We start from the raw sequence: 22,678 nt of genomic DNA on the forward strand, positions 1-22,678 counted from the left end.
CGCCGCACACGGCGATGGCCACACGCACCGCGCGTGGCTCAGATTTCCCAGTTCGAGAGCACCACGCCGCCGTTTGCTGGCGGACGCTCTTCAAAGTCCGCGAGGGCCATGCGCAGGTCGGTCCAGCGCACCCGCGCACCCATCGCCATAAAGCGGCGAAACACCCCGCGGTATGCACCCTGCACACGCACCGCGGCGCGCGCCGTCGACGCCCGCTGCGCGAGCGTGGCCAGCTGAGGCACCAGGCGGTCGAGGAGTAGCTCACTGCGCGCCACCAGCTTCAACACGCGCAACTCGTCTCGTGAGCGCCCCTCGACGAGTGGCGCCCAATGGCAGAGCGCAAACCCCACGAGCACGTCACCCTCAAGCACCAAGAGCGTGTCGCCAAGGCGGAGTGATTCGGTGAGTTCGATTTCGCGCGTAAAGTCGTAGCCGCCGCAGATCGACCCAGCCAGCGCGGCACATTCCCGCAACATGGAATCGTGGCTCGCCGCGCCAAGGCTGCTCAGGAGCAACACGGGCGCCAGCTCCGCGGCGGCTTCGACGGTGAGCGTTGTCGTCAGGGCACCGGGCACAAAGCCGAGCGTCGCGTAGAAGCCGATATTGTCCATGGTGCGCGGCATCGTCTCGAGTCCAATCACCGTGCATCGCTGTTGCTGGAGATGACGAACACCGGCGAGCACAATCGTCTTGCCGTTGCCATCGCCCTGCAGGTCGTCGCGGACCGCGAGGGGACCCATCCACCCTTCGACGCCCGAGGTGTGCGCAATATTGAACGCCGCCATATCACCGTTGACATCGCGCCAGCACATAGCGCCAGTGCCAGCGTCCTCAATAGCGTAGCGCCAGATCAATGGATTGAGTGGCGGAACGCGCACGCCAACGAGTCCGTCGCGGCGATAGCGATCGGTAAACGCATCGCTGAACAGGATATTGAGCGGCCCCACATCGCGCGCTTCAATCGGGAACGGCCCCTGCATGGCCCGCGGCACGGGGTGCGCATCGCGACTGAACATCACGCGCCGCCGTCCGATGCCATGAGCGTCAACGCCGGCGCTTCGGTCGCCGCGCCGCGCCGCACAACGGCCGCACCGGTCCGTTCGTCGAGCCCGACTTCGATCACCTGATCGAGCCCGTCCCGCACCCCTTCGATGTGCGTAATTAAAATCACCTGCTCAAACCGGTCCTGCAGCCCGCGTAGCAGCTCCACCACATTGTGGCGGCGCGTCTCGTCCAACGATCCAAAAATTTCATCGAGCACCAGTAGCGAGAACGCCTGCCCCGCCCGTTCCGCAATCATCTGCGAAATCGCGAGGCGGAGCACGAGATTCGCGAGATCTTCCTCGCCGCCGGAAATCACGGGCTTCGGCACGCCATCCTCGAGGACGACAATGCGATACTTGTCGTCGAGCTCGAGTTCCGTGTACCGCGCATCGGTGAGTTCGGTGAGAAACGCACTTGCCAGCTCCGAGAGTTCCGGTCGCATAGCAAAATTGAGGTCGGTGCGCAGGTCGCCGTACGCGCGGTGCAGTTCGTCATGCATCCGCTTGTCGCGCTCGAGCCGCTCGAGTTGTTGCTCCACGCGAGCGAGATCCTCACGCTGCCGCAGCGAACGGTCGAGCGCCGCACGGGCGAGTGCGGCCTCCGTCTGGTGCGCCATCGCGCTCAGGGTGGCCGTCTGTAACTGCTCAATGAGCGCCGCATGCTGATCGCGGAGCGACCCATATTCTTCTTCCGTGACCGCGAGCACCGTGCGCCGCTGCAACACCGTGTCACGCTTGGCAGTGAGCGCGACGAGTTCTCGCGCGGCACTCTCTTGCTCGCGCCGCATCGTGGGCTCGCGCTCCACCTGCATGTTGAGCCGGTTGGTCTGCGTACTCACCGCCGCCAACTCCTCAAACTGCTTCTCGATCTGCTTGTGCCGGGCGAAATCGTAGCCGCCGGGAATACTGGCCAGCTCGGCCGTGAGTGATGCGGCGCGCTGCTCTTTGGCCGAGAGATCACGGCTGAAATGCGCCAGCTGTCCCACAGCCAGCTTCACCCGCTCCAGCTTTCGCTCGAGCGCCACAACATCGGCCTGTAGCTTGCGCCGCTCTTCGTCCAGCGCCGCCACATCCTCAGGCATCAGGTCGAGTTGCTCAAGGCGCGAACGGAAGTACGAGCCGTCGGCCGACACGGTCTCGATCTGACCGTCGAGCAAGTCGAGCACTTGCCGATAATGGTCGCCCAGCGGTCGCTGGCAGGTCGGGCACATACCGGCATCACCAAGATTCACGAGCTTGTCGCGTTGCTCCTTGAGCTCCGAATATTGCGTGCGCAACGCGTTGCGCCGCGTCTCGGCTTCTTGCCGGTCGCGCACCCACTCCGTGCGTCGCACCTCGAGCGCACCCTGTGCGGCCTCCACGGCGCGCCGCTTGGCTTCGAGCTCGAGCGTGATCTGCTCTTCGTGGACGGGCGCCGTCTGCACGCGGTCGCGCTGGTCGCGCAGCGCCCCCACTTCCGCCTGCAACTCCCGCTCCTGCTTCACCTGCTCCTGCCGTCGTCCGTCGTGTATCGCCAGTTCGCGGAGCTTGTTGAGCTCCACACCCACGTCGTGAAAGGGCACCAACTGCGCGGTCAGCGGCAACAATGCTTCACGCGCGGCGGCGATCTGCCGAAACTCCACGAGCACGCGCTCCGCATTGCGCTGCTGCGCGCCCAGTTCCATGTCGAGCACGCGGAGATCGGCGTCGAGAATCTGCAGTTCGTCACGCTGGCGTTGCGCGTCGAGCCAGCGTGGGGCGAATCCATCGAGCTGCAACTGCAGCACCGCGCGCAACGACTCGGACTCCGCCAGCCGCGCCGACGCCTCGCGCAACCGGGCGTCCGCCAAGAGAATCTCGGCGTTCACCAACGCAGCGTCCGGCATGCCGGTCATCATCCCCGAAATCTCGGCGCGAAGCTCGCGCCGCCGTAGCTCGGCGAGTTCTTGCGCCGTCCGCAGTTTTTCGTAGCCGAGGACGCGCGACAGAAAGTGCGCACGCTCGCTTGGGGATTTGGACGCCATCACGGTGAGCTCTTTCTGCCCCGTGAAGTACGTATTGAAGAACTCCGCGCGCGTCATCCCGAGGCGGCGTTGCAAGAGATCGCCAACGGCCGTTGCGGAGTTCGCAATCGGTTGGTCGGCACCGTCGAGGTATACCTCGGCCATCGTCAGGCCGCGCACCACCACGTAGCGATGTCCGGCTAACTCAAAGTCGAGCTCGACTTTGACCTGTGCGCGCGGCGGAGCGCCCGTGAAGCGAATGGATTCCTTGCCGCCGCGCGCCGTGTCACCGCCGTACAGCGCCCACGCCACCGCCTCGAGAATCGTCGACTTGCCCACACCGTTGGGCCCGATGATTCCCGTGAGCCCCGTCTCAAAGCCGATGTCGGTGTCGGCGTGTTGACGGAAGTTCGTGAGGCGGAGGCGGTTGAGTTTCACGCGTCTTCCGCCGCCGCTGCGGAGTCGCGGATCGCGCCCATGGACTCGGCCTCGCGCAGGTAGTGGAGCCCGAGCTCCACCAGCGCGTCACGATCGATGTCGGACGTCAGCGTGCGACTGCGCAGCGATTCGCGCAGTGTGTCCGCGAGCGAGGCACGCCGGCCCGGTGCGCCGCTCGTCGCGGGGCGGACCATCTCCGGACGGCGCGTATCGAGATGAAAATGCAGCGCACGGCGTTGCAGATCGCGCAACGCCTTGTGGTCGACTTCGCGCAACACGTGGCGGGGCACGTCACGTGCGACGAGGCGCACCACCTTGCCGTCGATGCCACCAGGCGCCTTGTCGACGGCGGCCGCGATGGCCGCGTCGAGATCCGGCGCCGACATGCCACGCCCAGCAATCGGCGTGAGATCGACCAAGGGGCGCGCCACTGTCAGCGGGTGGAACGTCTGCTTCCCGGTGACGAGATCACGCTCGATCATCCCCTTGCCGGGAAGCTTCTGCTCGCGCTCTTCCTCGATTTCGCCCCACGGATTGGAACTGGTGTAGTCGAGCGCGCCGCTGTAGTACGCGTTCGGCCCCACCCGCTTGTAGACGTGATAATGCCCGAGCGCGACGTAGTTCCACCCCGGCGACGACACATCGGCCGCAGGGATTTGGAGCGACGCGCGATCGGTATGCTCCAGATGTTGTGGAATGGCGCCGGCCACTTCGCCGTGCAGCACCAACACATTCGTCGTCGCGTCAGGATCAGGCTCGAGCGCGACGCTCCCTGGCGGCATGTCGGGCACCGCGAGAATCGAGAGCCCATGCTCCGGAAAGCGTAGGCGACGCGGCTCGCTGTCCACCACATGAATCCCGAGCGGCGCAAAGAGCCGGAGAATGCACGTGGTCTCGCTCGAGCGTGGCATATCGTGATTGCCCGCCACCATCACGACGATCGCGTCGGGCAACTCGCGCATCAATCGCGAGAACTGCGCGAATGCATGCAGAATGGCGGGATTGGTGGGGCGGACGGTGTGAAAGACGTCGCCGCCAATCAGCACGAGCTCCGGTCGCAGTTCAATGACGCGATCGATCGCCCGCGTGAACGAGAGCGCAACGTCGGCCTCGCGCTGATTGATGCCGGCGGGCGTCGTTCGCTGGAACTGGCGGAAGCCGAGATGCAGGTCTGAGAGGTGAACCAGTCGCACGACTCTAATGTACGCGAGGAGCGCGAAACCCGCAGGTCGTTTTTCGGCCTCGGCTAGAACCCGTAGGGGTCGTCCCCAGGGTTGGTCCGGAGGGCCGGCCGCGGTGCGGCGGGGGGCACCCGCTCCCCTGCCACCCGCCGCTTGAGCTGGGCACGGAAATAGCTCTTGGGGTCCTCTGGGCGCGCCTGGAGCGTGCGATTGCGGGCGCGCAGCACTTCGTCCTCTTCGGCCAGCGCGATCGTCTCCTTGACCCACTCCAGCGTCACGCTGGCATCAAGGGCGCGGAGCGATCGCGTAATGGCCGACTCTAACGTGGGTTCCTCGGCCTGCGGGAACCGTTCAACCCCCTCGCGCCCAGACAACACGGCGGGGCGCGGAAAGCGCACGAACACCGGCTGCGCGAAGTGCGGGTGACGCACCATCAACTGGCCTTTTTCGAGCGTCGAGAGCTTGGTGCGCGTGGCGGGCGACAGCGTCGCGTAGCCGGGCGTCGCCAACTCGTCGGCGTCCATGCGGCCAAAGAGTGCGGTGCCACAGTTCCCCACCACACGACGGTGCACCTGCGACCGGAACTGCTGCGCGGCAAACAATACGAGCCCGAGGTAGCGCCCCCGTTCGGCAATATCCAACAGCATCGCCCGCACATAGGTCTCAGGCCCGTCGCTCGGCGCGTACTTATTGAGCTCGTCTACAAAGACGATCACGTGCTCCACGCCGAGTGTGCGCTTTTCGAGATGCTCGCGCAGCTGCGACACCACGCGCGCAAAAATCAAATCCTGCGCGTCTTCCTCAAGATTGGCCACATCCACCACGTACACACCGCGGTCGCGGAACGCACCAAAGGGGAGGTCGCTCACCGTGCCGTCGTCGGTCACGAGCCCGCGGCACCGCGTGGAAATATTCGTGAGGCGGTTTCGCACTTTGCGAATCGTGGCCACGTGGTGCGTGCGCCACGATTCGTGATTCTTGGCTTCCATACCGCGCAGCAAATCGCGGAACCAGCCTTCCAGATCCGTGAACGACTGCACACGGTGTTCCACCGAAAGCACGCCGTCGGCAGCAAAGGGCTGATCAACCACGCGCTCCTTGATGAAGTCGATCAGTGCGTCGGCTTTGGCGTCGATGTCGTCCTTGTTGAGCAACACTTCGGCGTACTGCAACACTTCGCGAAGCCCCCAGCTCAGCGGACGCACATTGTGCGCAAGCGCTTCGTTGGAACGCAGGGTGTTGAGCGCGTAGCCGCGCGCTGAATAGGGCGCAAAGTATTCAACGTGCTGGAACGGTTCTGCCGGCACACCCATCGCGTCATAGAGGGCGCGGTCAGACTCGTCGAGTCGCGTGGCGGGCTGGTCGAGAAAGCAAAGGTCCGGCCCCTTCACGTTGAAACAGACGGCCGCCACGCGTCCTTTCTTTTCGGGAAAGTGCGCGAAGATCGACGAGAGCAACCATTCCACAGCGCTCGTTTTCGTCGCCAGTCCGGACACACCACTGATGTTGAGGTGCGCCGCTTCGGGCCCCAACAAAAAATCGGCGTCGAGAAATACCGGTGACTGCGTCCCCCCCGCGCGGTACATCCCCACGGGGATCCCCGTGTTTTCGCCTTCCTTGAGGTACCCGTCCATGCGCAACGCGACGGCGACGTCATTGTCCGTAGCCAGATGCACGGTGCCGCTTCCCACCGGCTGGAGCGGCTCTTCGGGGATGTGTCGCAACACCGCCGCGGAGTAGAGCCGGACTTCCGTGCGCCGAGTGGGCGCAGCGCCAGCGGACGACGGCGAGCCGTCGTGCCCAAGGACGTCGTGCAGTGGTGTTTCGAGATCGGTGTAGGCGAACCCTTCGGTGACCACACCATACGTCCGCGGGAGCGCGCCATTCACCGGCTGCTCCCCTTCCACGCGCACAATGGTGCCGATCCCCACGGGCGAGTCGAGGGCGGTCCAGAAGTGGAACTCGTGCGGAGTATTCGGGCGTCGCTCAGTGGCGACGATGCGGCCAAGGACGGTGTTCATCGTACGGCGAAAGGTAGCAGGGCGCGGCCTCGTCGGTCACGGTCGGCCGAGGGGCCGACGACGGCGGCCACTGCTACGCGGTGACCGCCCGCAGGTACTCTTCGCAACTGCGGATTCCGTACGCCATCGTGCTCCATCGCCGGTCCGGAAGCGACACCGGCGCCCGTTCGGCGAGCACCCACCGACTCACGAGATCCGCGCGCTCAGTAGAGAAATGCGATCGGGCAATCTCCACGCGCACGAGGCCAAAGAATGGGTCGCGCCCGCGCGCGTCGCGGAGCCGCAGATACCAACTTGCCACCCCTGTCCGGCGCGGGGAGCGAATTTCGAAACCCGTGGTGCGCGCGCCTTCGGGTAGAGCGAGCACGGTGTCCACGGCATCGCCTTCGGCGTAGAGCGTCCGGTGCGACTTCACCACGCCCACGGCGTGCTCGTGCTGCGCCGCCGCGCCACTCGCGGCGATGCCACCGTCCACGTACAGCGGTCCGTCGCCCTCGAGGCACCACTGTTCGGCGAGCGCGATTTCCAGCGATTCGCGTTTGCGTTGCACCGCCGTGCGTGCGAGCGCGATCAACTCCGCGGGGTGCCGCACCGGAGCACCGACCGCACCGTCAATGGTGTCTACGACATCGAGCCCCGCCGCGCGCATCGCGTCGACACTACCGTCCGCCACGAGCGACACGGGGAGATAGAGAGCCCGCGCAATCAGCGGCGCTTCACGCCACGTGGATAATTCGCGCTCCACACGCACGCGCACCACCGCGGCCACGGTGCCGTGCACCACCGGCATGCCGGTGGACCACCGTTCCACGACGCGGCTGTTCTGCACGCCGTCGAGAAAGGCGTGAAAGCCTGCGATGGGTGGTTCGGCGAGTTCGCGCACCGCGAGGCGATCGCCTTCGATGGGGGTGGCCGCTTGGAGGCGCGGCGGGTCGCCGTCGAGTGCAGAGAACTCGAGTGGCGTGTCATCATCGGCGCGGGTGGCCGCCGGTGTGGCGCCGTGCGCGCGCAACTCGCGCAGCACTCGTAGCGCCTCGCGGGCCGTCAGCCCACCGGCCGTGTCGAGTGAAATCAGGTGACCCCGATGTCCCACGCCTGCTCGAGATCCGCCTTGGAGTACGCGCGGAACGCGGTGAGCGTGGTGGTGCGCACGAGCCCGGGCACGTCAGGAAACTCCTCGGTGACGATGCGCGCGATGTCTTCATACTGTGGCACCTTCACCATTACGACGAGATCCCATTCGCCACTCACCGAATAGACCTCTGCCACGCCCTCAATGCCCGCCAGCTTGCGCGCGCATTGCGGGATGAGCCGCGGCTCCGCTTTCACAAGCACGATGGTGGTAATCATGACTCCGCCGGAAACGGGGGAACGTTCAACAACCACACGCCGGCGACGCGTTCGCGTTCGTCGACATCTAATGCCAGATCCCGCGCAATCAACACATGCCGCACCGGCCGCACCGCACCAATACGAAAATGAATCGTGCGTTCGGCGACATCGGCGTCCGCCGAGAGCTCGGTCTCGACTTCGAGCGCCGCAATGCCAGGCTGGGAACGACGCGCTGGAATGCTCACGCGCGACGGCGCGGCGTCAGCAGGAGGCGCGAGCGTTGCCACTTTGCGCACGTCGGGCCACACCGCCACCTCGACACCGGCAATGCGCCCGGCACTCACATCAAAAATGAGCCACGAACCGTCGCCCCCCTCCACCTCAACCGACCCCGACATCCCTTCCCCGACGGCAGGCGCGTGCATGCTCGCGGTGAGAATATCGGTATCCGCATCCCATCGGTATGCCACCGCTGGGAGCGGCACGTCTGTTGGTTCGACTCGAACGGCAAGTTCCACGCATTCACTCCGATTCCGGTGACCTAATCTGCACGCCGCGCGGCCGCGAATCGAGCGCCAATCCGCGCGCGGACCATCGAAATCGCTCGCGCCCTATGTCGCCGACGCGTACGCCGCGACAATGCGACGCATCGCTTCATCCACCTGCGACTGTTCGGCTGCGTACGACGCGCGAATCCAGTCCGGCGTGAGAAACGCTGAACCCGGCACCACGGCGACGCCACCCTGATCGAGCAACTGCGCAGCAAACGCAGAGCCCGCATCGTCCCCGGAGGCCGTCTTGGGCGCGCGAATGAAGAGATAGAAAGCCCCGTCAGGCGCCACCACCTCGATGCGCGGATCCTGCCGCAGAATGGCCATCGCAGAATCGCGCCGCGCCCGGAACTGCGACACCATCGCGGCGATGGCCGCATCGGCCTCGGCGGTGCGCGTCATCGCCGCGAGCGCAGCGTGCTGACTCACCGCTGCCGGGTTGGACGTGGTGTGCGACTGAAACGCCGTCATCGCCTTGGCCACGGCCGGTTGCGAAATCGTCCAGCCGATGCGCCATCCCGTCATAGCGTACGCCTTGGCGACGCCATTGATGACGATCAGGTTATCACGCGTCGTTGCCACATCGAAGGCGCCAGGTGCCGACGCCGAGGTATACGCAATGCGTTGATAAATTTCGTCGCACAACACCCACCAGCCGCGTTCCGCCGCCAGGTCGAGAATAGAGCGCAACTCGGCCTCATCGTACACCGAACCGGTGGGATTCACGGGCGAGTTGAGCATCAGTCCCTTGGTGCGCGGCGTCGCGGCCTTGGCCAGCTGCGCGGCCGTCACCTTGAAGCCGCGCAACGCTTCACCCGCGACCGGCACAACCGTAGCGCGGGCCAGTTCCACCATCTCGAAATAGCTCGTCCAACTCGGCACCGGAATCAGGACTTCGTCGCCGGGGCCAAAGAGCGTGAAACAGGCGTTGAACAGCGATTGCTTCGAGCCGGTGGACACCACAATGTCGCCCGCCAATACACGATCGGCGCCCTTGTAGGTCGCATTTGCCTGCGCGGCAATGGCCTCGCGCAGCGGCAGGATCCCTTCGGTGGCGGTGTAGCGGGTGGCCCCATTCTGGACCGCCTTGGCGGCCGCTTCGTTGATAAAAGCCGGGGTGTCGAAGTCCGGTTCACCGGCTCCGAGGTCGATAATCTGTCGTCCGGCCGCCTTGAGCGCCTTGGCCTTAGCAGAAACCGCGATGGTGGCCGACTCGCGCAGCTGCGCGATATTGGCGGAGGGCTGATACCGGAGAATCGGAGTCATCGTCAGCGCGCGTGGGGCGTGAAAGTCGGCGAGTTTCGAAACGATGTGATAGATTACAATCGTTCGACTTCCGAACGATACACTACGCGGCATATGCCGCGCCATTGACATTCGAGGCAGCAGTGAGCGAGAACGAGCGCGAAACGGCCGGAGCCGTGCGCAGCGCCCATGTGGCGCACTTTATCCCCGCCGATTGGGCGGCCGTCGCCGAGCGAGTCGCCGGTGCACTGGAACGGGCCGACCGCTCGATTCCCGCCCTTCAGGTGCTGGTCATCGTCCCCGATGGCACGAGCGCCAACGCCCTCGGACGCCAACTGCAGGCCATGCCGGCCGCCGTCGGCCTGCGTGTGCTCCCTGTCTCGAACGCCGCCCGCGGCGCCCGGATGCTCCGCGATGCCCCGACGCAGGCATTGGTCGCCTCGCCGTCAGCCCTCGCCGACCTGCTCAAGGCCTCGGCGCTCAAGCTCGACGAAGTCCAGAGCATCGTTTTTGCCGCGGCCGATGAATACGCCGACGCCGACGAAGCCCTCTCCCTCGTCCTGGCGGACACCCCCAAGACGGGCTCGCGGGTGCTCACGGCGGCCGAGCCGACACCGGCGGTTGAGACGTTGATCGAGCGCTACCTGCATAAGGCGCGTCGTATGGGGCTCACTGCCCTTGCTGCGGCAGCGAATCCTGACGCCCCGGCCACCGCGCTCTACGCCCGCGTGGTCACCGCGGACGCCCCGCTGGCCCCGCTGTCCGAGTTGCTCGACGAACTCGACCCGCCGTCCACGGTCATTGTCGCCGAAGACGAGCGCACCCGTGCTGCCGTTCGCACGGTGCTCGACGCACTGGGTTATGCCGCCGATTCCACGCTCGTTACGATCAGCGACGGCGCTGTCCCCACGAGCGTTGCGCTCGCGGTGATGGTGGGCATTCCGTCCACCGCCGCGTTGCAGGCCGCGATTACCGCGCATCCTGTGCGGATTGTGGCGCTCGTGACCTCGCGTCAGCGCGATGCGCTGACACGCCTGTCTGGTGTGACGGTCATTCCGCTGGAACGTACCCGCGCCGTTCGTGACGCGCGGTCGCACGAAGAAACGCTGCGCGGTCTGCTCCGTGGTGCGCTCGCGTCGGGCTATCCGGCGCATGAAGTGCTCGCGCTCGAACCGCTGCTCGCCGAGTTCGATGGGCTCGCGATTGCCGGCGCCGCGCTGCGTCTGTATGAAAAAGAAAAGGCGCGCGCCGACGGATTCGCCGCCGCCCGCCCGGTGCCACGCGACGCTGGCGGTGATTCGCGCCCGTCGCGCGATGCTGGCCGTGATGCCCGCCCGCCGCGCGAGTCGCGCCCCGAGCGGAGCGATCGCGGTGATCGCGACGAACGTCCGCGTCCGCCGCGCGAAGACCGTCCCTTCCGATCGGCGGAACGCGCCCCGCGTGAAGAGCGGCCGTTCAGAACGGATCGGGCGCCGCGCGAGGAGCGTCCCTTCCGCACCGGCAGTTCGGCGCGTCCGAGCGACCGCGGCCCACGCCGCGACGACGACCGTCCCCCCGTTCGCGGTGGTGACCGTCCGCCGGCTCGCGGCGGCGATCGGCCGCCCGTGCGCGGTGGAGACCGTCCGCCATTCCGCAGTGGCCCCGGTGGGCCGTCGCGCAGCAGTGATGCCAGCGCGCGTCCGTCGCGCCCCTTCACCCGCGGCCCGCGCCGCGACGACGACCGTCCCCGAGGGAGAGATAAATGAGTGTCGGCTCGTTTCAGCTGAACGGCGGCTGGATCGAGGTGATCGCCGGCGTCATGTTCAGCGGGAAGAGTGAGGAACTAATGCGCCGCGTGCGGCGGTCGATGATCGCCCGCAAGCGGGTGCAGGTGTTCAAGTCGCATCTCGACGACCGGTACGGCGGCGTGATGCAGGTGGGGTCGCACGATGGCCGAGCCATCGAGGCGACCCCTGTGGATTCGTCGGAGCAGATTCGGCTCCGACTGGATCCGCAGGCGCAGGTCATCGCGATTGATGAAGCGCAGTTCTTGGACGCAGGCATTGTCGCCATTGCCAACGACCTCGCCGACCGTGGCCGCCGCGTGATTGTGGCGGGCACGGACATCGACTTTCGCGGCGAGCCGTTTGGCCCGATGCCGCAGTTGATGTGCGTGGCGGAGATCGTCGACAAACTGCACGCGATTTGCGTGATGTGCGGTTCGCCGGCGACGCGCAACCAGCGGCTGATTGACGGCAAACCAGCCGCCTACGATTCGCCGATCGTGATGGTGGGCGGAGCCGAGTCATACGAAGCGCGCTGCCGGAACTGCCACAAGGTACCGCCCGCCTCTGGAGACACGCAGGAACGGCTGCTCTAAACGCAGCTAGCGGAGGTGCCGCGGGCGCGTTGAGCGACGAGGAACGCGCCCTACGCACGAAGGGGCGGTCACCCCACCCGGTGGCCGCCCCTTCGCGTTCCTGCCCATCGCTCGCCTCAGGGCGCCGACCGGCCGCGCAACTTGGCGTAGTAACTCTTTACCTGCGTCCAGGCCGCGACGTTGACCGGATCGATTTCGTAGTACTTGTTGTCGACATACCGGCCGGTCATTGGGAAGAACGGCGGTTTTCGGTTGGTGAGCTGACACGGATCCACCGAGCGGTTTTCGCGCATACCCGCCGTGCCGGAGAATGTGACCGGCACCCATTTGTGAATGACCCCGCCAATCTGGTTGATGCAGCCGCCAGACATGTTGTTGCCCTGGCACGTCGCGCCTGCCTGCGTGTTGCCCAGATAGTTCTCAATGCCCACGGCGTTCGTCAGGCTCATCGTGACGGCGTGCAGCTCGTAGTTCATATTCGGCCCGAGAAAGCGCATCGTGCCGCCGGCATCGGGGCGTGGTCGGTTCATCGCCGCATCGGCCAGCATGACTTCGTCGCGCGCGATGATGCCAAGGAAGTTGCGGCACACGTAGTTCAAGTTCGTCGGCACCTGATCGTAGACGAGGTCATCGATGACCGTGATGCGGCCGAGCACGTACACGGTCACATTGCCGCGCAGTGTATCGCTCATAAAGAGCGGCCCGGCCGTCGCATGAACGACACCCTTGGACGCGAGGTTGTACGGCTTGTACAGCGGCCACATATACGCCTTCTGCGACGTCTGAATGGAAGTCGGTGAGCCAGAGACCGCGGTGCCGCCCCACGCGCGCCAGTTGCCTAGCCGGACCGAGCCAGTACAGTTTCCGCCCGCTGTTGCGGGAGCCGGCGCCGCCTGTGAGATGAGGCAACGCGAAACGTTCGGCGTAAACGTGCTGTCTTGGCCGCCGTACTGCTTGCCCGAGGCGCACCCGCCACCGCCCGTCCCCGAACCCCACGCGTAATACGTCGTGGCGGCCACATTCGTGGAATCGAGCGTACAACTACTGTTGGTCATCCGCTCCGCGAGCATCAAATACGGACTGCCGGCCGGAAAACAGCGTGAGAATCCTGGGCCGTAACTCAGAATTTTGTTGTATGCCGCCGCATTTCCGGTGCCCATCGTCGAGGTGTCTGCGACGGAGATCACCGGCGAGGTCGAGCCTTTCACACGGGCGCGCACCCACAGCTCTCGGAAGCGCGAAACCGGAAAGAACTCTCGGCGGTTGCTGATGGTCACGAGCAGCCCGCACTGGTTCAGCATGACGATGCTGGTGAGCGGCGTACTGCCCGAACGCGGCAACTCGGCGCGCAGACTGGCGGTGTCCATCCCCGAGGCCAGATCAAACAGCATCATGAAGCCGTCTTGTTCGTTGAAGTACGAACTGTCGGACAGCTTGCCATGGTTGGTCCAGTCCACCGGCCTGAAGCTGAGGCGAGTGCCGCGCACCGCGCTCAAGCTGTCGAGACGGCCGCTCATATTCTTGGCGCCGTTAACCGCGACGGCCGCGCTACCCGTGACGGGCGTGAAGTTCAGATTGCCTGTCGTCGCGTACCCCGGCAGCGCCGCCAGCTTGGCGACCGTCGGATATGGCACACGCGCCGCACCGGCGATCTTTCCGCGGTCGTACGTGCCCGACGTGCTGATGGTCGTCACGGCGGAGACCGTGTCGTAATAGTGCGGGCCCGGCGATCCCGACGAGCCCCAGAGCGTGTTGCTGTGCGCGCGTCCGCGAATGAACTCGCCGGTGCCGTACGCCACGCCAGACGGAAACGAGTCCACGAACATCGCGTACCGCGAAAAACTCTCAGCCGTCAAATCGAGACGGCGCACGTGGCGCGTCCCGCCCGTGTCGTACGCCTGCGACAGCAATGTCACGAACTGTCCGTAGATCCCAACGGTATCGCCCGTATAGGCCGCGTAGAGATTCACCTTGATCGTCGAGATCGTCGAGCCTGCCGCGTCGGTCAGCGACGAACCGGAGAGAATGGTCTTGGCGGTGTCGTCGGGGAGGCCCAGCGCCGTGTCCTTATTGACGCGCGACTTGCCGAGCGCGAGCGCCGCCTCGGCGGCGTACCGATAGTCGCGCTCTTTGTCGTAATAGCGCGTGAGGAGGCCGGTGCTGGAGGTCAGGTAGATCGCCGAGATGGCCAGCCCGGCGAGCGACAGCGTCATGATCAGCACAAGCACGAGCGCCGAGCCGCGGCGCTCGCGGCGTTCAACGCGCTCCAGACGCCCGAGGCGCTCAGCGCGCTCGACGCGCGAACCGCGCGATTCCTCGGAATGGCGTGAAGTTGAATCGCGCATGGCAACCACCTCTATGGAATAGTCACGGCGGTAGCCGCCGTGACCGTCGAGTTCGTCGGTGAGCAGTCCTGCGCCACGACGCCGTACACCCATGACCCGGTCTTGAAGCTCGTGTCGAGGAAGGTGTACGACGTGCTACCGTTGGCGACCATATTACCAAGCACTTCCCAGTCGGTGCCGGAGCTGAGCCGTCGCATAATCAGATAGGTGGCGACGTCCAGCTCACCGGCCGTTTCCTCGAGCGAGTTCGTAAACGTGACGTGGATGTCGGTTGTCACGCCCGTCACGCTGGTATCGCGCACGGCGGTCGTGGCTTGCGGCCCGAGCGGCGCCGCACCGCAGGTTGACAGGCGCAGCATGCCCGCGTTGTACAGTCGCGTCTTGTGATAGACCGTGCGGATCACGTCCTTGGCCTTCTTGACGTCGCGGTAGAGCCCCGCGATGCGCATTTCCACCACGCGTACCGAGTCAAGAATGTGCGTGGCGTCGTCCCAATACTTCGGCAGCGTATTCATCGCGATCATCGAGATCACGCCCACGGTGTCGGTGCGATAGTAGCGGAAGAAATAGTTCGTATCGGTGGGGATCCAGATATTGCGCGCAACCACCGTGCTGTCGCGATCATTGACGCGGCGGTAGAGGATAAACAGATCGGAGCGACCCGCGGTCGGATCGACGCCAACGAAATACGAAATCGTCTCGGCCGGACTTTGCACGCCGCTGCCGTCGTTGTAGTACTGGATCGGGTACTGTTTGGAAACGACCGGCAGCGCCTTCTTGCGCGCAGGCGCCCAGCTGTCCGTCGCCAGGGAGTCGGCGCTCGGATCGTAGTACGTGGAGTTCGGGTCGTTGAGCACCCGCGACACGAGATCGACGTTAAACGTGACGGCGAACTTGTCGGCCTGCACGATGACGGGTTGCCCTGTCACGCCGCCGGCGAGACGCAACTCACGGTCAATGGCATTCTGTGCAAAACGCGCGTTTTGCATGGCATCCAAACGCCCGGCGCCCGTATCCACCGCATTCGTCTGCATGCGGAAGAACGGAATGGTGACGGCAAAGACGAGCATCGTCAGCAGAATCGCCATCATCATTTCGATGAGGGTGAATCCGGCGCGCGGGCGGGGGGCCATTGAGCGCATGGGCAGAGGGGTTAGCAATCTAAAATGCGGCGATGACCGTGGTTTTCTTGACCGTGGACGCCATGCCGTTTCCCGTCACACTCACGGTGACCGTGACGTAGTCGTTGGTTGCGGTCGGACATCCCGAACAGCGAACCGCGGCCACCGTGACCGTAAATCCCTTGTAGGTGGGATCGGTGGCGTAGGTGGTGGAGGTGGCATGGTACGTCGAGACCAAGGTGGCATATACGCGGTACCCTTTGATCTCCTCGATTTTCTGCGTGGCCAAATCACTGGCCAACGTCGTCACGATATTGGTGGACGTGTTGTGCTGGAAGATGCGACTGAAGTTTGCCAACCCAAGCATCGCGCCACTCATGATGACAATGGCGAGAATGACCTCGATGAGCGTCATGCCGCGACGCACGGAGCGCATCGCGCGACCGCTGCGGACACGGGTCATTGATTCATCCGGATCCACGTGGAGCCGTTCCATTTGAAGAGATCCACCTTCCCGGTCGACGAACTCAGCTGAATCCCGCGGTACTCCACCCGCACGGCGTCGCGCGTCGTGACATACACCTCAAGGTCACTACTCGCCGACCCGTCGCGACGGAATATGACGCTGGTCATGCTCGACACCGTCCGCAGCGCCGGCCCAGAAACCGCGGCGGTCGGCACCGCCCCAGACACCCCGGCCCACGTCGGCGTGACGTACTTGGCCCCTTCTTCCAACGGCTTGAACATCACCTGATCGGTCGTGTTCAGCGTGTCGTTGTTGTTGTAGTCCTGCACCACGCGCATCCGGTTGTACGTCATATCAAAACTGATGATCACGTTCGATTGACGCGTGATGGCGTTGCGTTGGGCAGTCTGCAGCACCAGCCGCACGAGGCGTCCCGCCGCATCGGCGCGGTAGCGCGCGATGCTGAACTTGGGGAGCGCCCAGCCGGCGACAATCGAAATGACCGCCACCACCATCAACAGTTCGATGATGGTGAAACCGCTGCGCCGTCTGGTCCCGCGACCCGTCCCTGTCGACATCACGACCCTCGCGATTTGCGCATACGATAGTGGAACGCCATCAGGGCGACCTCGGACACTCACGCACCGTCGGCACACGTGCGCCCGAAGCCTCCCCCTCTATACACTAGACGACTGAGCGCCCCCCGCCAGTTACAGACCGTCACGCCAGTTACACAAACTATCACTTTGTGATGGCGCGTGCGCAGATCGCACGGTAGATTGCCATTCGGACGCGTAGAAACTGCGTACCCCAACCGCTACTTGTCCGGTAGGAGGGTCACCGATGGGCATTGTCGCCACACTGCTACCTGAAGATCGCTGCCTGCAACGCGTCGTGCACGCGGTGCATGGGCAGCATACCGTCATACCGTGCAAGACCTGGACCGAGGTGTTCGAGGCCAGTGAAGACGAGGCGGTTCACCTTGCCGTCGTCGATCTCTTTGCCGACGGTAAAGCCGACTTCGAACATGTCCGCCAGCTCAAACTGCGCTTTGCCCGCATCACACTCGTGGCGTACGTGTCCTACGCACCGGGGCGCTCACGTGACCTGTTTGACGCGGGGCGCGCCGGATTCGACGGCCTGCTGATCGTCGATCAGGACGATACCCCGGCCAGCCTGCGACAAGTCATTGAGCAAGCCGAAGCCCGCGGCGTGGCTGGGCTCATCCGTCATCGCCTTGGCGACGTGCATCCGCTCACGCGCGACGCCGTGCTCGTGTCGGTGACGCGCGCCCATATGCGCATCACCTCGCATCGACTCGCGGATATTCTCGCGACCTCGCGCCGCTCGCTCGTCGCACGACTCGACAAAGACGGATTCCCCCCTCCGCAAAAGCTCATCAGTTGGGGCCGCCTGATCGTGGCGGCGCAGATGCTCGAGGATCGCAACCGGAGCGCCGACGGCATTGCGCGCGCGCTCGACTTTCCCTCGGGCAGTGCGTTCCGCAACACCTGCCAGCGTTACCTCGGCGCCACACCGCAGGAAATTCGCGCCAAAGGCGGCGCCGGATTTGTGGTGGATTGCTTCCTGAAGGCGGTCGGCCGCTCGGGCTGAGGGCACGCGTCCAGCACGCCGCTCACCAGCATCACGCCGTTACGCCCACACGGTGCGGGGGCGTGACGGCGTCACTGCATATCGGACTGTTTCCACGCCCCGTTGGTTTGCATGCGCCACACGTGAATCTTCCCGGTTGCGCCGTACATCTGGATGGCGCGGTAGTCCTGCTTGCGCGGGTTCTTTGAGGCGGGGCCGAGGTACACCACCACGTCGCCACTCGTCGATCCGGTAGGGTAGAGCCACACCGACGGTGAGTTATTGCAGGTCTTGCCATTCGTGGCCGCCACATTGTTGTAGCCGATGATTCCCGGCCCCGTCACGTAATAGGGCGAGTCGCCATCAATGGTGCTCGGCGGAGTCACGAATTGCGCCCCTTCGGACAACGTCTTCCAGTACCGCTTCTCTCTGGTGTCGAAGCCTTTGCTCTTGTTGCTGTCCACGACAATGCGGAACTGGCTGTTGCAATACACGAACGTCAGCAACACGTACTTGTTGTTCTGCACCGAGATGGTTTGCGACGCCAGAATCTGATTCTGCAGGTTTCGCGTGTTTGCGTCCATCTCAAAGCCGCGAAAATTGATGTTCGGCAACGCGATGGCCGCCAGCAGTGCGATCACGCCGGCGACAATCGCCATCTCGATCATCGTGAAGCCGGGGCGGTTTGGCATCCGAGGGCGCATCGGCAGGGCGGGAAACTGTTGGAGGAATCGCATCACGAACGTATACTGGCGACGTCCACGCGTCTTCGAAAGTGCTCCCGTGCTTCCTCCTGCTGAACAGTTTCGATGCACCTTGTCGGCTTGACCGGAAATATCGCCAGCGGAAAGTCCACCGTCGCCGCATTGCTCGCGGCGTCTGGGGTGCCGATCATCGACGCCGACCTCCTCGCGCGGGAGGCGGTCGCACCGGGCTCGCCCGCCCTTCGCGCGATTGTCGATCGGTGGGGCCCGTCAATCTGCGCCCCCGATGGCACCCTCGACCGTGCCACCCTCCGCCAGCGCGTTTTTTCCGACCCCCCAGAGCTCGAGGCGCTCAACGCCATCGTGCACCCCGAAGTGGGGCGGCTGCGCGACGAGCGGATCGCCGAGCTGCGGGCGCGGGGCGTTAAGGTGGCCGTCTGCGATGTGCCGCTCTTGTTTGAGGCGGGGCTCACCGACACGGTCGACACCATCCTGCTGGTAGACGCACCGCGCGACCTGCGCCTCGACCGCCTCGTGCGCGACCGCGGCCTCGACCCCGCCGACGCTATGGCGATGATCGCCGCGCAGATGCCCGCCGAACTCAAGCGGAGCCGAGCCGACGTTGTGATCGAAAACGATGGCACCCCGGAGCAGCTCGCCGAACGTGTGGCCACCGCGTGGAAAACACTGGCGCAAGCGTCACAGTCGCCTTGAAGAACCTGCCGCCCGCGCCTACACTTCGCTGAGGGGACGCTGGTGGCTCGCACCAGCACGGCCCCGCCCGCCATCCGACGTGAACGCCAATGTCCTCCATACCCGCCGACTGCCGCTACACCAGCGACCACGAATACGTAAAGCCGACCGCCGACGCCACCATCGTCGCCGTGGGCATCACGGACTACGCTCAGGGTGAGCTGGGCGATATCGTCTACCTCGAACTCCCGAAGCCCGGCGCCAAGTTTGACGCGCACGCCACCTTCGGCACCGTTGAGGCCGTCAAGGCCGTCAGCGAGTTGTTCTCACCCCTCGCCGGCGAAGTGGTGGAAGTGAACCCGCGTCTCGAAGCCGAGCCCGCGCTGGTCAACTCCGACCCTTACGGGGACGGCTGGATGATCAAGCTGCGCGTCTCGGCGGCCGACGTTGCGGCGCTGCTGGACGCAGCGGCGTACGAGAAGCTGCTCGGCGGGAAGTAGCGAACGACCACAACCGTAGACGGTTTTCCGTTAGCGGTTTCGCGTTACAACAGAGGGCCGGCATCGCAATGCGACGCCGGCCCTCTTTTGTTCGCTGTGCACGGAAAACGGAAAACGGTAAACCGTCTACTCGCCGTTGTCGTGGCCGTTAGCTCGCGTATTCCTCAATCGGCGGGCACGCACACACCAGGTTCCGATCTCCAAACGCGTTGTCCACGCGCCCCACCGCCGGCCAGAACTTCCGCGCGCGCACCCACGGCAGCGGGAATGCCGCGCGCTCGCGGCCGTAGGCGTGCGTCCATACGTCGCCCAAGCAGTGCGCCATCGTGTGCGGCGCGTGCACGAGCATGTTGTCGTCCTTGGGCAGCACCCCACTCTCCACGTCGCGAATCTCCTCGCGAATGGCGATCAGCGCCTCAACAAAGCGGTCGAGTTCGGGCTTCGATTCACTCTCCGTCGGCTCGATCATCAGCGTGCCCGCCACCGGGAACGAGACCGTGGGCGCGTGGAAGCCGTAGTCCATCAGGCGCTTGGCAATGTCCTGCTCATCGATGCCGCTGGCCGCCTTGAGCGAGCGCGGATCCACAATGCACTCATGCGCGATCGTGCCGTTGGCGCCCTTATACAGCACGGGATAGTAGGGCTCGAGTCGCTTGGCCACGTAGTTCGCATTGAGAATCGCGATCTTCGTCGCCAGCGTGAGTCCCTCGCCGCCCATCATCATGATGTACATCATCGAGATGGGGAGAATGCTCGCGCTGCCCCACGGCGCGGACGACACGGCACCAATCGCCTGTGCGCCGCCCGTCGTGACGACTGAGTGCCCTGGGAGGAATGGCGCGAGATGCTTCGCCACGCCAATCGGCCCCACACCGGGGCCGCCGCCGCCATGCGGAATGCAGAAGGTTTTGTGCAGGTTCAGGTGGCACACGTCACCGCCGATGTCGCCGGGGCGGCAGAGACCGACCATCGCGTTCATGTTGGCGCCGTCGAGATACACCTGACCGCCGTGCTGGTGCACCGTCTTGCATATCTCGGTGATCGCTTCCTCGAACACACCGTGCGTCGATGGGTACGTCACCATCAGCGCCGCCAAATTCGCCGAATGCTGTTCGGCCTTGGCCTTGAGGTCGGCCACATCAATGTTGCCGTTCGGATCGGTCTTCACGACCACCACCTGCATGCCCGCCATCACCGCACTCGCTGGGTTCGTGCCGTGCGCCGACTGCGGAATCAAGCAGATCGTGCGATGCCCCTCGCCACGCGAGAGATGGTACTGCCGAATCACGAGCAACCCGGCGTACTCACCCTGTGAGCCGGCATTTGGCTGCAGCGACACCGCGTGGAATCCGGTGATCTCGGCGAGCGCGTGCTCCAAGCGCGCGAACAGCGCGTGGTAGCCCTTGGCCTGCGAGGCAGGTGCGAACGGATGAATGCCGCCAATCTTCTCCCACGTCACCGGCAACATTTCGGCGGCCGCGTTGAGCTTCATGGTGCATGACCCCAGCGCGATCATCGAATGGACGAGCGACAGGTCCTTGGCTTCGAGGCTCCGCACGTAGCGCTGGAAATCCGTTTCCGAATGATTGCGATGAAACACCGCGTGCGTGAGGAAGTCGCTCGTGCGCGCAAAGCGTTCGTCAAAGCGTGCATCCACATCCGCTGGCGCCGCGGCTTTGCCACCGAACACGGCGAGCAAATCGTTGAGATCGGCCACCGACGTGGTCTCACCCATCGAGACACCCACCGTGCCGTCGGCGAAGTAGCGCAGATTGAGGCGATGCGCCTCGGCAGCGGCCTGCAGCTTGGCGAGCGTCGTGCCGTTGCCGAGGGCCACCTGGATGGTGTCGAAGAACAACTCATGCTTCACCGTGTGGCCGAGCGCGCGCAGGCCAGCGGCCAGCGACTCGGCGCGATGATGCACGCGACGCGCAATGCGACGCAACCCATCGGGGCCATGCCACACGGCGTACATACCGCTCATCACCGCGAGGAGTACTTGCGCCGTGCAGATGTTGCTCGTGGCTTTTTCACGGCGGATGTGCTGTTCGCGAGTGCCAAGCGCCATGCGCATAGCCGGCTGGCCATTGCCATCACGCGAAACGCCGATGATACGCCCCGGCATCAAGCGCTTGAGGTCGTCTTTGGTCGTGAGGAATGCGGCGTGCGGACCGCCAAAGCCAAAGGGCACGCCAAAGCGCTGGGCATTGCCGATCGCCACATCCGCGCCCCATTCGCCCGGCGGGGTGAGCACCGTCAGCGCCAGCAGATCCGTTGCGGCCACCACCAGCGCACCGGCGGCGTGCACCTGCTCGCACAGCGCGCGGTAGTCCGTGACGGCGCCGAAAGTGTTCGGATACTGAATGAGCACGCCGCAGACCGAGTCGTCGAGCGTAAACGCGGCTGCCGATTCAACCTTGACCGTGATGCCGCGAGCGGCGCCACGCGCCTTGACCACATCGATGGTCTGCGGATGGCAGTCATCGGCCACGAGGAACACGTTGCGACCACTCTTGGCGCCGTGCAGCATCTGCATGGCTTCGGCGGCGGCGGTGCCTTCATCGAGCAGTGACGCGCTCGACAGGGGCAATCCGGTGAGATCGATGACCGTCGTCTGAAAGTTCAGCAACGCTTCGAGCCGACCCTGTGCAATCTCCGCCTGATAGGGCGTGTACGCGGTGTACCAGCCGGGATTCTCGAGAATATTACGCTGAATGACAGCCGGCACGTGCGTGCCGTAGTAGCCCTGCCCAATAAACGAGCGCCACACCTCATTGGGCTCGATCATCGCGCGGAAATCGGCCAGCGCGTCTTCTTCGGACATTGGCGCGGGCAAGGCCAGCGCACGGTTGAACCGGATGTTCGCCGGCACTGTGGCGGCGATGAGAGCGTCGAGGGATGCGTAGCCGAGTGTCTTGAGCATCGCGGTGACATCGGCGTCGGACGGGCCGATGTGGCGCGAGACGAAGGTATCGGGCTGCGGATGAGCGGTCACGTGCATGGCTCCTAGAGCGCCCCAAGGGCGCCGCCGAAGGTCTCGGGGACAGGGGGTGGAACGTAGTGAAACTTAGCGACCGCACCTCTCGTGTGGGACGCAGGGTAGA

The 22,678-nt window shown here is 64.8% G+C and carries 19 protein-coding genes; 5 read left to right on the forward strand and 14 right to left on the reverse strand.

The genetic code is table 11. The annotated features are described in order from the left end of the window. Positions 1–38: 38 nt before the first annotated feature. The 8 genes from NTZ43_02125 to NTZ43_02160 all read right to left on the reverse strand — a co-directional run bounded on the left by NTZ43_02125 (position 39) and on the right by NTZ43_02160 (position 9,814). A complete protein-coding gene (locus NTZ43_02125; protein ID MCX5766008.1) occupies positions 39–1,016 on the reverse strand; it encodes a GNAT family N-acetyltransferase in 978 nt (325 codons plus the stop codon). Then, on the reverse strand, positions 1,016–3,463 hold the full coding sequence (locus tag NTZ43_02130; GenBank protein MCX5766009.1) for an SMC family ATPase: 2,448 nt from the start codon (positions 3,461–3,463) through the stop codon (positions 1,016–1,018). The genes NTZ43_02125 and NTZ43_02130 overlap by 1 nt, the downstream gene beginning before the upstream one ends. Beyond that, entirely contained in the window at positions 3,460–4,656 is a 1,197-nt protein-coding gene (locus NTZ43_02135) for a DNA repair exonuclease (GenBank protein ID MCX5766010.1), read from the reverse strand. The genes NTZ43_02130 and NTZ43_02135 overlap by 4 nt, the downstream gene beginning before the upstream one ends. A 53-nt stretch (positions 4,657–4,709) precedes the next feature. Then, positions 4,710–6,665, reverse strand: coding sequence for an ATP-binding protein (locus NTZ43_02140; protein MCX5766011.1), 1,956 nt, complete (start codon positions 6,663–6,665; stop codon positions 4,710–4,712). A 73-nt stretch (positions 6,666–6,738) separates the two neighbouring features. Continuing rightward, on the reverse strand, positions 6,739–7,758 hold the full coding sequence (locus tag NTZ43_02145; protein MCX5766012.1) for a hypothetical protein: 1,020 nt from the start codon (positions 7,756–7,758) through the stop codon (positions 6,739–6,741). Continuing rightward, positions 7,737–8,015 (reverse strand): Lrp/AsnC ligand binding domain-containing protein, encoded by a 279-nt coding sequence (locus NTZ43_02150; GenBank protein ID MCX5766013.1) that lies wholly within the window; start codon positions 8,013–8,015, stop codon positions 7,737–7,739. Before NTZ43_02150 ends, NTZ43_02145 begins: the two co-directional genes overlap by 22 nt. Further along, positions 8,012–8,515 (reverse strand): hypothetical protein, encoded by a 504-nt coding sequence (locus NTZ43_02155; protein MCX5766014.1) that lies wholly within the window; start codon positions 8,513–8,515, stop codon positions 8,012–8,014. The genes NTZ43_02150 and NTZ43_02155 overlap by 4 nt, the downstream gene beginning before the upstream one ends. Before the next feature lie 93 nt (positions 8,516–8,608). After that, the gene (locus NTZ43_02160) at positions 8,609–9,814 is read right to left on the reverse strand and encodes a pyridoxal phosphate-dependent aminotransferase (GenBank protein MCX5766015.1); all 1,206 of its coding nucleotides are present in this window, start codon (positions 9,812–9,814) and stop codon (positions 8,609–8,611) included. Between the two features lie 122 nt (positions 9,815–9,936). On the opposite strand from NTZ43_02160, the gene NTZ43_02165 reads away from it, so the two are divergent. Together NTZ43_02165 and NTZ43_02170 are read left to right on the forward strand one after the other, a co-directional pair. After that, positions 9,937–11,538: a hypothetical protein gene (locus NTZ43_02165; protein ID MCX5766016.1), complete on the forward strand. Its 1,602-nt coding sequence runs from the start codon at positions 9,937–9,939 to the stop codon at positions 11,536–11,538. Continuing rightward, positions 11,535–12,152, forward strand: coding sequence for a thymidine kinase (locus NTZ43_02170; protein MCX5766017.1), 618 nt, complete (start codon positions 11,535–11,537; stop codon positions 12,150–12,152). The genes NTZ43_02165 and NTZ43_02170 overlap by 4 nt, the downstream gene beginning before the upstream one ends. Before the next feature lie 116 nt (positions 12,153–12,268). Here the strand turns inward: NTZ43_02170 and NTZ43_02175 are convergent, their stop codons facing one another. Genes NTZ43_02175 through NTZ43_02190 form a run of 4 tightly spaced genes read right to left on the reverse strand, consistent with a single transcriptional unit; the run spans position 12,269 to position 16,662 of the window. Beyond that, positions 12,269–14,590, reverse strand: a complete 2,322-nt coding sequence (locus tag NTZ43_02175) for a hypothetical protein (protein ID MCX5766018.1) — start codon at positions 14,588–14,590, stop codon at positions 12,269–12,271. Further along, on the reverse strand, positions 14,509–15,630 hold the full coding sequence (locus NTZ43_02180; GenBank protein ID MCX5766019.1) for a prepilin-type N-terminal cleavage/methylation domain-containing protein: 1,122 nt from the start codon (positions 15,628–15,630) through the stop codon (positions 14,509–14,511). Before NTZ43_02180 ends, NTZ43_02175 begins: the two co-directional genes overlap by 82 nt. Positions 15,631–15,658: 28 nt before the next feature. Then, on the reverse strand, positions 15,659–16,081 hold the full coding sequence (locus tag NTZ43_02185) for a prepilin-type N-terminal cleavage/methylation domain-containing protein (protein MCX5766020.1): 423 nt from the start codon (positions 16,079–16,081) through the stop codon (positions 15,659–15,661). Then, on the reverse strand, positions 16,078–16,662 hold the full coding sequence (locus NTZ43_02190; GenBank protein MCX5766021.1) for a prepilin-type N-terminal cleavage/methylation domain-containing protein: 585 nt from the start codon (positions 16,660–16,662) through the stop codon (positions 16,078–16,080). Before NTZ43_02190 ends, NTZ43_02185 begins: the two co-directional genes overlap by 4 nt. A 265-nt stretch (positions 16,663–16,927) precedes the next feature. On the opposite strand from NTZ43_02190, the gene NTZ43_02195 reads away from it, so the two are divergent. After that, positions 16,928–17,698, forward strand: a complete 771-nt coding sequence (locus NTZ43_02195; GenBank protein ID MCX5766022.1) for a helix-turn-helix domain-containing protein — start codon at positions 16,928–16,930, stop codon at positions 17,696–17,698. A gap of 71 nt (positions 17,699–17,769) precedes the next feature. On the opposite strand, the gene NTZ43_02200 is transcribed toward NTZ43_02195, so the two are convergent. Beyond that, complete coding sequence (locus NTZ43_02200) at positions 17,770–18,414, reverse strand: type II secretion system protein (protein ID MCX5766023.1); 645 nt, start codon at positions 18,412–18,414, stop codon at positions 17,770–17,772. Positions 18,415–18,486: 72 nt separating this feature from the next. Between NTZ43_02200 and coaE the strand changes: the two genes are divergently transcribed. Together coaE and gcvH are read left to right on the forward strand one after the other, a co-directional pair. Beyond that, positions 18,487–19,095, forward strand: a complete 609-nt coding sequence (gene coaE, locus NTZ43_02205; protein MCX5766024.1) for a dephospho-CoA kinase — start codon at positions 18,487–18,489, stop codon at positions 19,093–19,095. Between the two features lie 89 nt (positions 19,096–19,184). Beyond that, positions 19,185–19,574: a glycine cleavage system protein GcvH gene (gene gcvH, locus NTZ43_02210; GenBank protein ID MCX5766025.1), complete on the forward strand. Its 390-nt coding sequence runs from the start codon at positions 19,185–19,187 to the stop codon at positions 19,572–19,574. Between the two features lie 148 nt (positions 19,575–19,722). Here gcvH and gcvP read toward each other — a convergent pair whose 3' ends face one another. Next, complete coding sequence (gene gcvP / locus NTZ43_02215; GenBank protein MCX5766026.1) at positions 19,723–22,569, reverse strand: aminomethyl-transferring glycine dehydrogenase; 2,847 nt, start codon at positions 22,567–22,569, stop codon at positions 19,723–19,725. Positions 22,570–22,678: the final 109 nt, after the last annotated feature.

The sequence above is a fragment of the Gemmatimonadota bacterium genome (genome assembly GCA_026387915.1).
Classification (GTDB): Bacteria; Gemmatimonadota; Gemmatimonadetes; order Gemmatimonadales; family Gemmatimonadaceae; genus Fen-1231.

Bases quoted from the DNA above. Each gene is read 5' to 3' on its own strand.
- NTZ43_02190 (MCX5766021.1), bottom strand. From the start codon at position 16,662: ATGTCGACAGGGACGGGTCGCGGGACCAGACGGCGCAGCGGTTTCACC.
- NTZ43_02125 (MCX5766008.1), bottom strand. From the start codon at position 1,016: ATGTTCAGTCGCGATGCGCACCCCGTGCCGCGGGCCATGCAGGGGCCG.
- NTZ43_02140 (MCX5766011.1), bottom strand. From the start codon at position 6,665: ATGAACACCGTCCTTGGCCGCATCGTCGCCACTGAGCGACGCCCGAAT.
- NTZ43_02175 (MCX5766018.1), bottom strand. From the start codon at position 14,590: ATGGGTGTACGGCGTCGTGGCGCAGGACTGCTCACCGACGAACTCGAC.
- coaE (MCX5766024.1), top strand. From the start codon at position 18,487: ATGCACCTTGTCGGCTTGACCGGAAATATCGCCAGCGGAAAGTCCACC.
- NTZ43_02185 (MCX5766020.1), bottom strand. From the start codon at position 16,081: ATGACCCGTGTCCGCAGCGGTCGCGCGATGCGCTCCGTGCGTCGCGGC.
- gcvH (MCX5766025.1), top strand. From the start codon at position 19,185: ATGTCCTCCATACCCGCCGACTGCCGCTACACCAGCGACCACGAATAC.
- NTZ43_02170 (MCX5766017.1), top strand. From the start codon at position 11,535: ATGAGTGTCGGCTCGTTTCAGCTGAACGGCGGCTGGATCGAGGTGATC.
- NTZ43_02200 (MCX5766023.1), bottom strand. From the start codon at position 18,414: ATGCGATTCCTCCAACAGTTTCCCGCCCTGCCGATGCGCCCTCGGATG.
- NTZ43_02195 (MCX5766022.1), top strand. From the start codon at position 16,928: ATGGGCATTGTCGCCACACTGCTACCTGAAGATCGCTGCCTGCAACGC.
- NTZ43_02150 (MCX5766013.1), bottom strand. From the start codon at position 8,015: ATGATTACCACCATCGTGCTTGTGAAAGCGGAGCCGCGGCTCATCCCG.
- NTZ43_02180 (MCX5766019.1), bottom strand. From the start codon at position 15,630: ATGGCCCCCCGCCCGCGCGCCGGATTCACCCTCATCGAAATGATGATG.
- NTZ43_02160 (MCX5766015.1), bottom strand. From the start codon at position 9,814: ATGACTCCGATTCTCCGGTATCAGCCCTCCGCCAATATCGCGCAGCTG.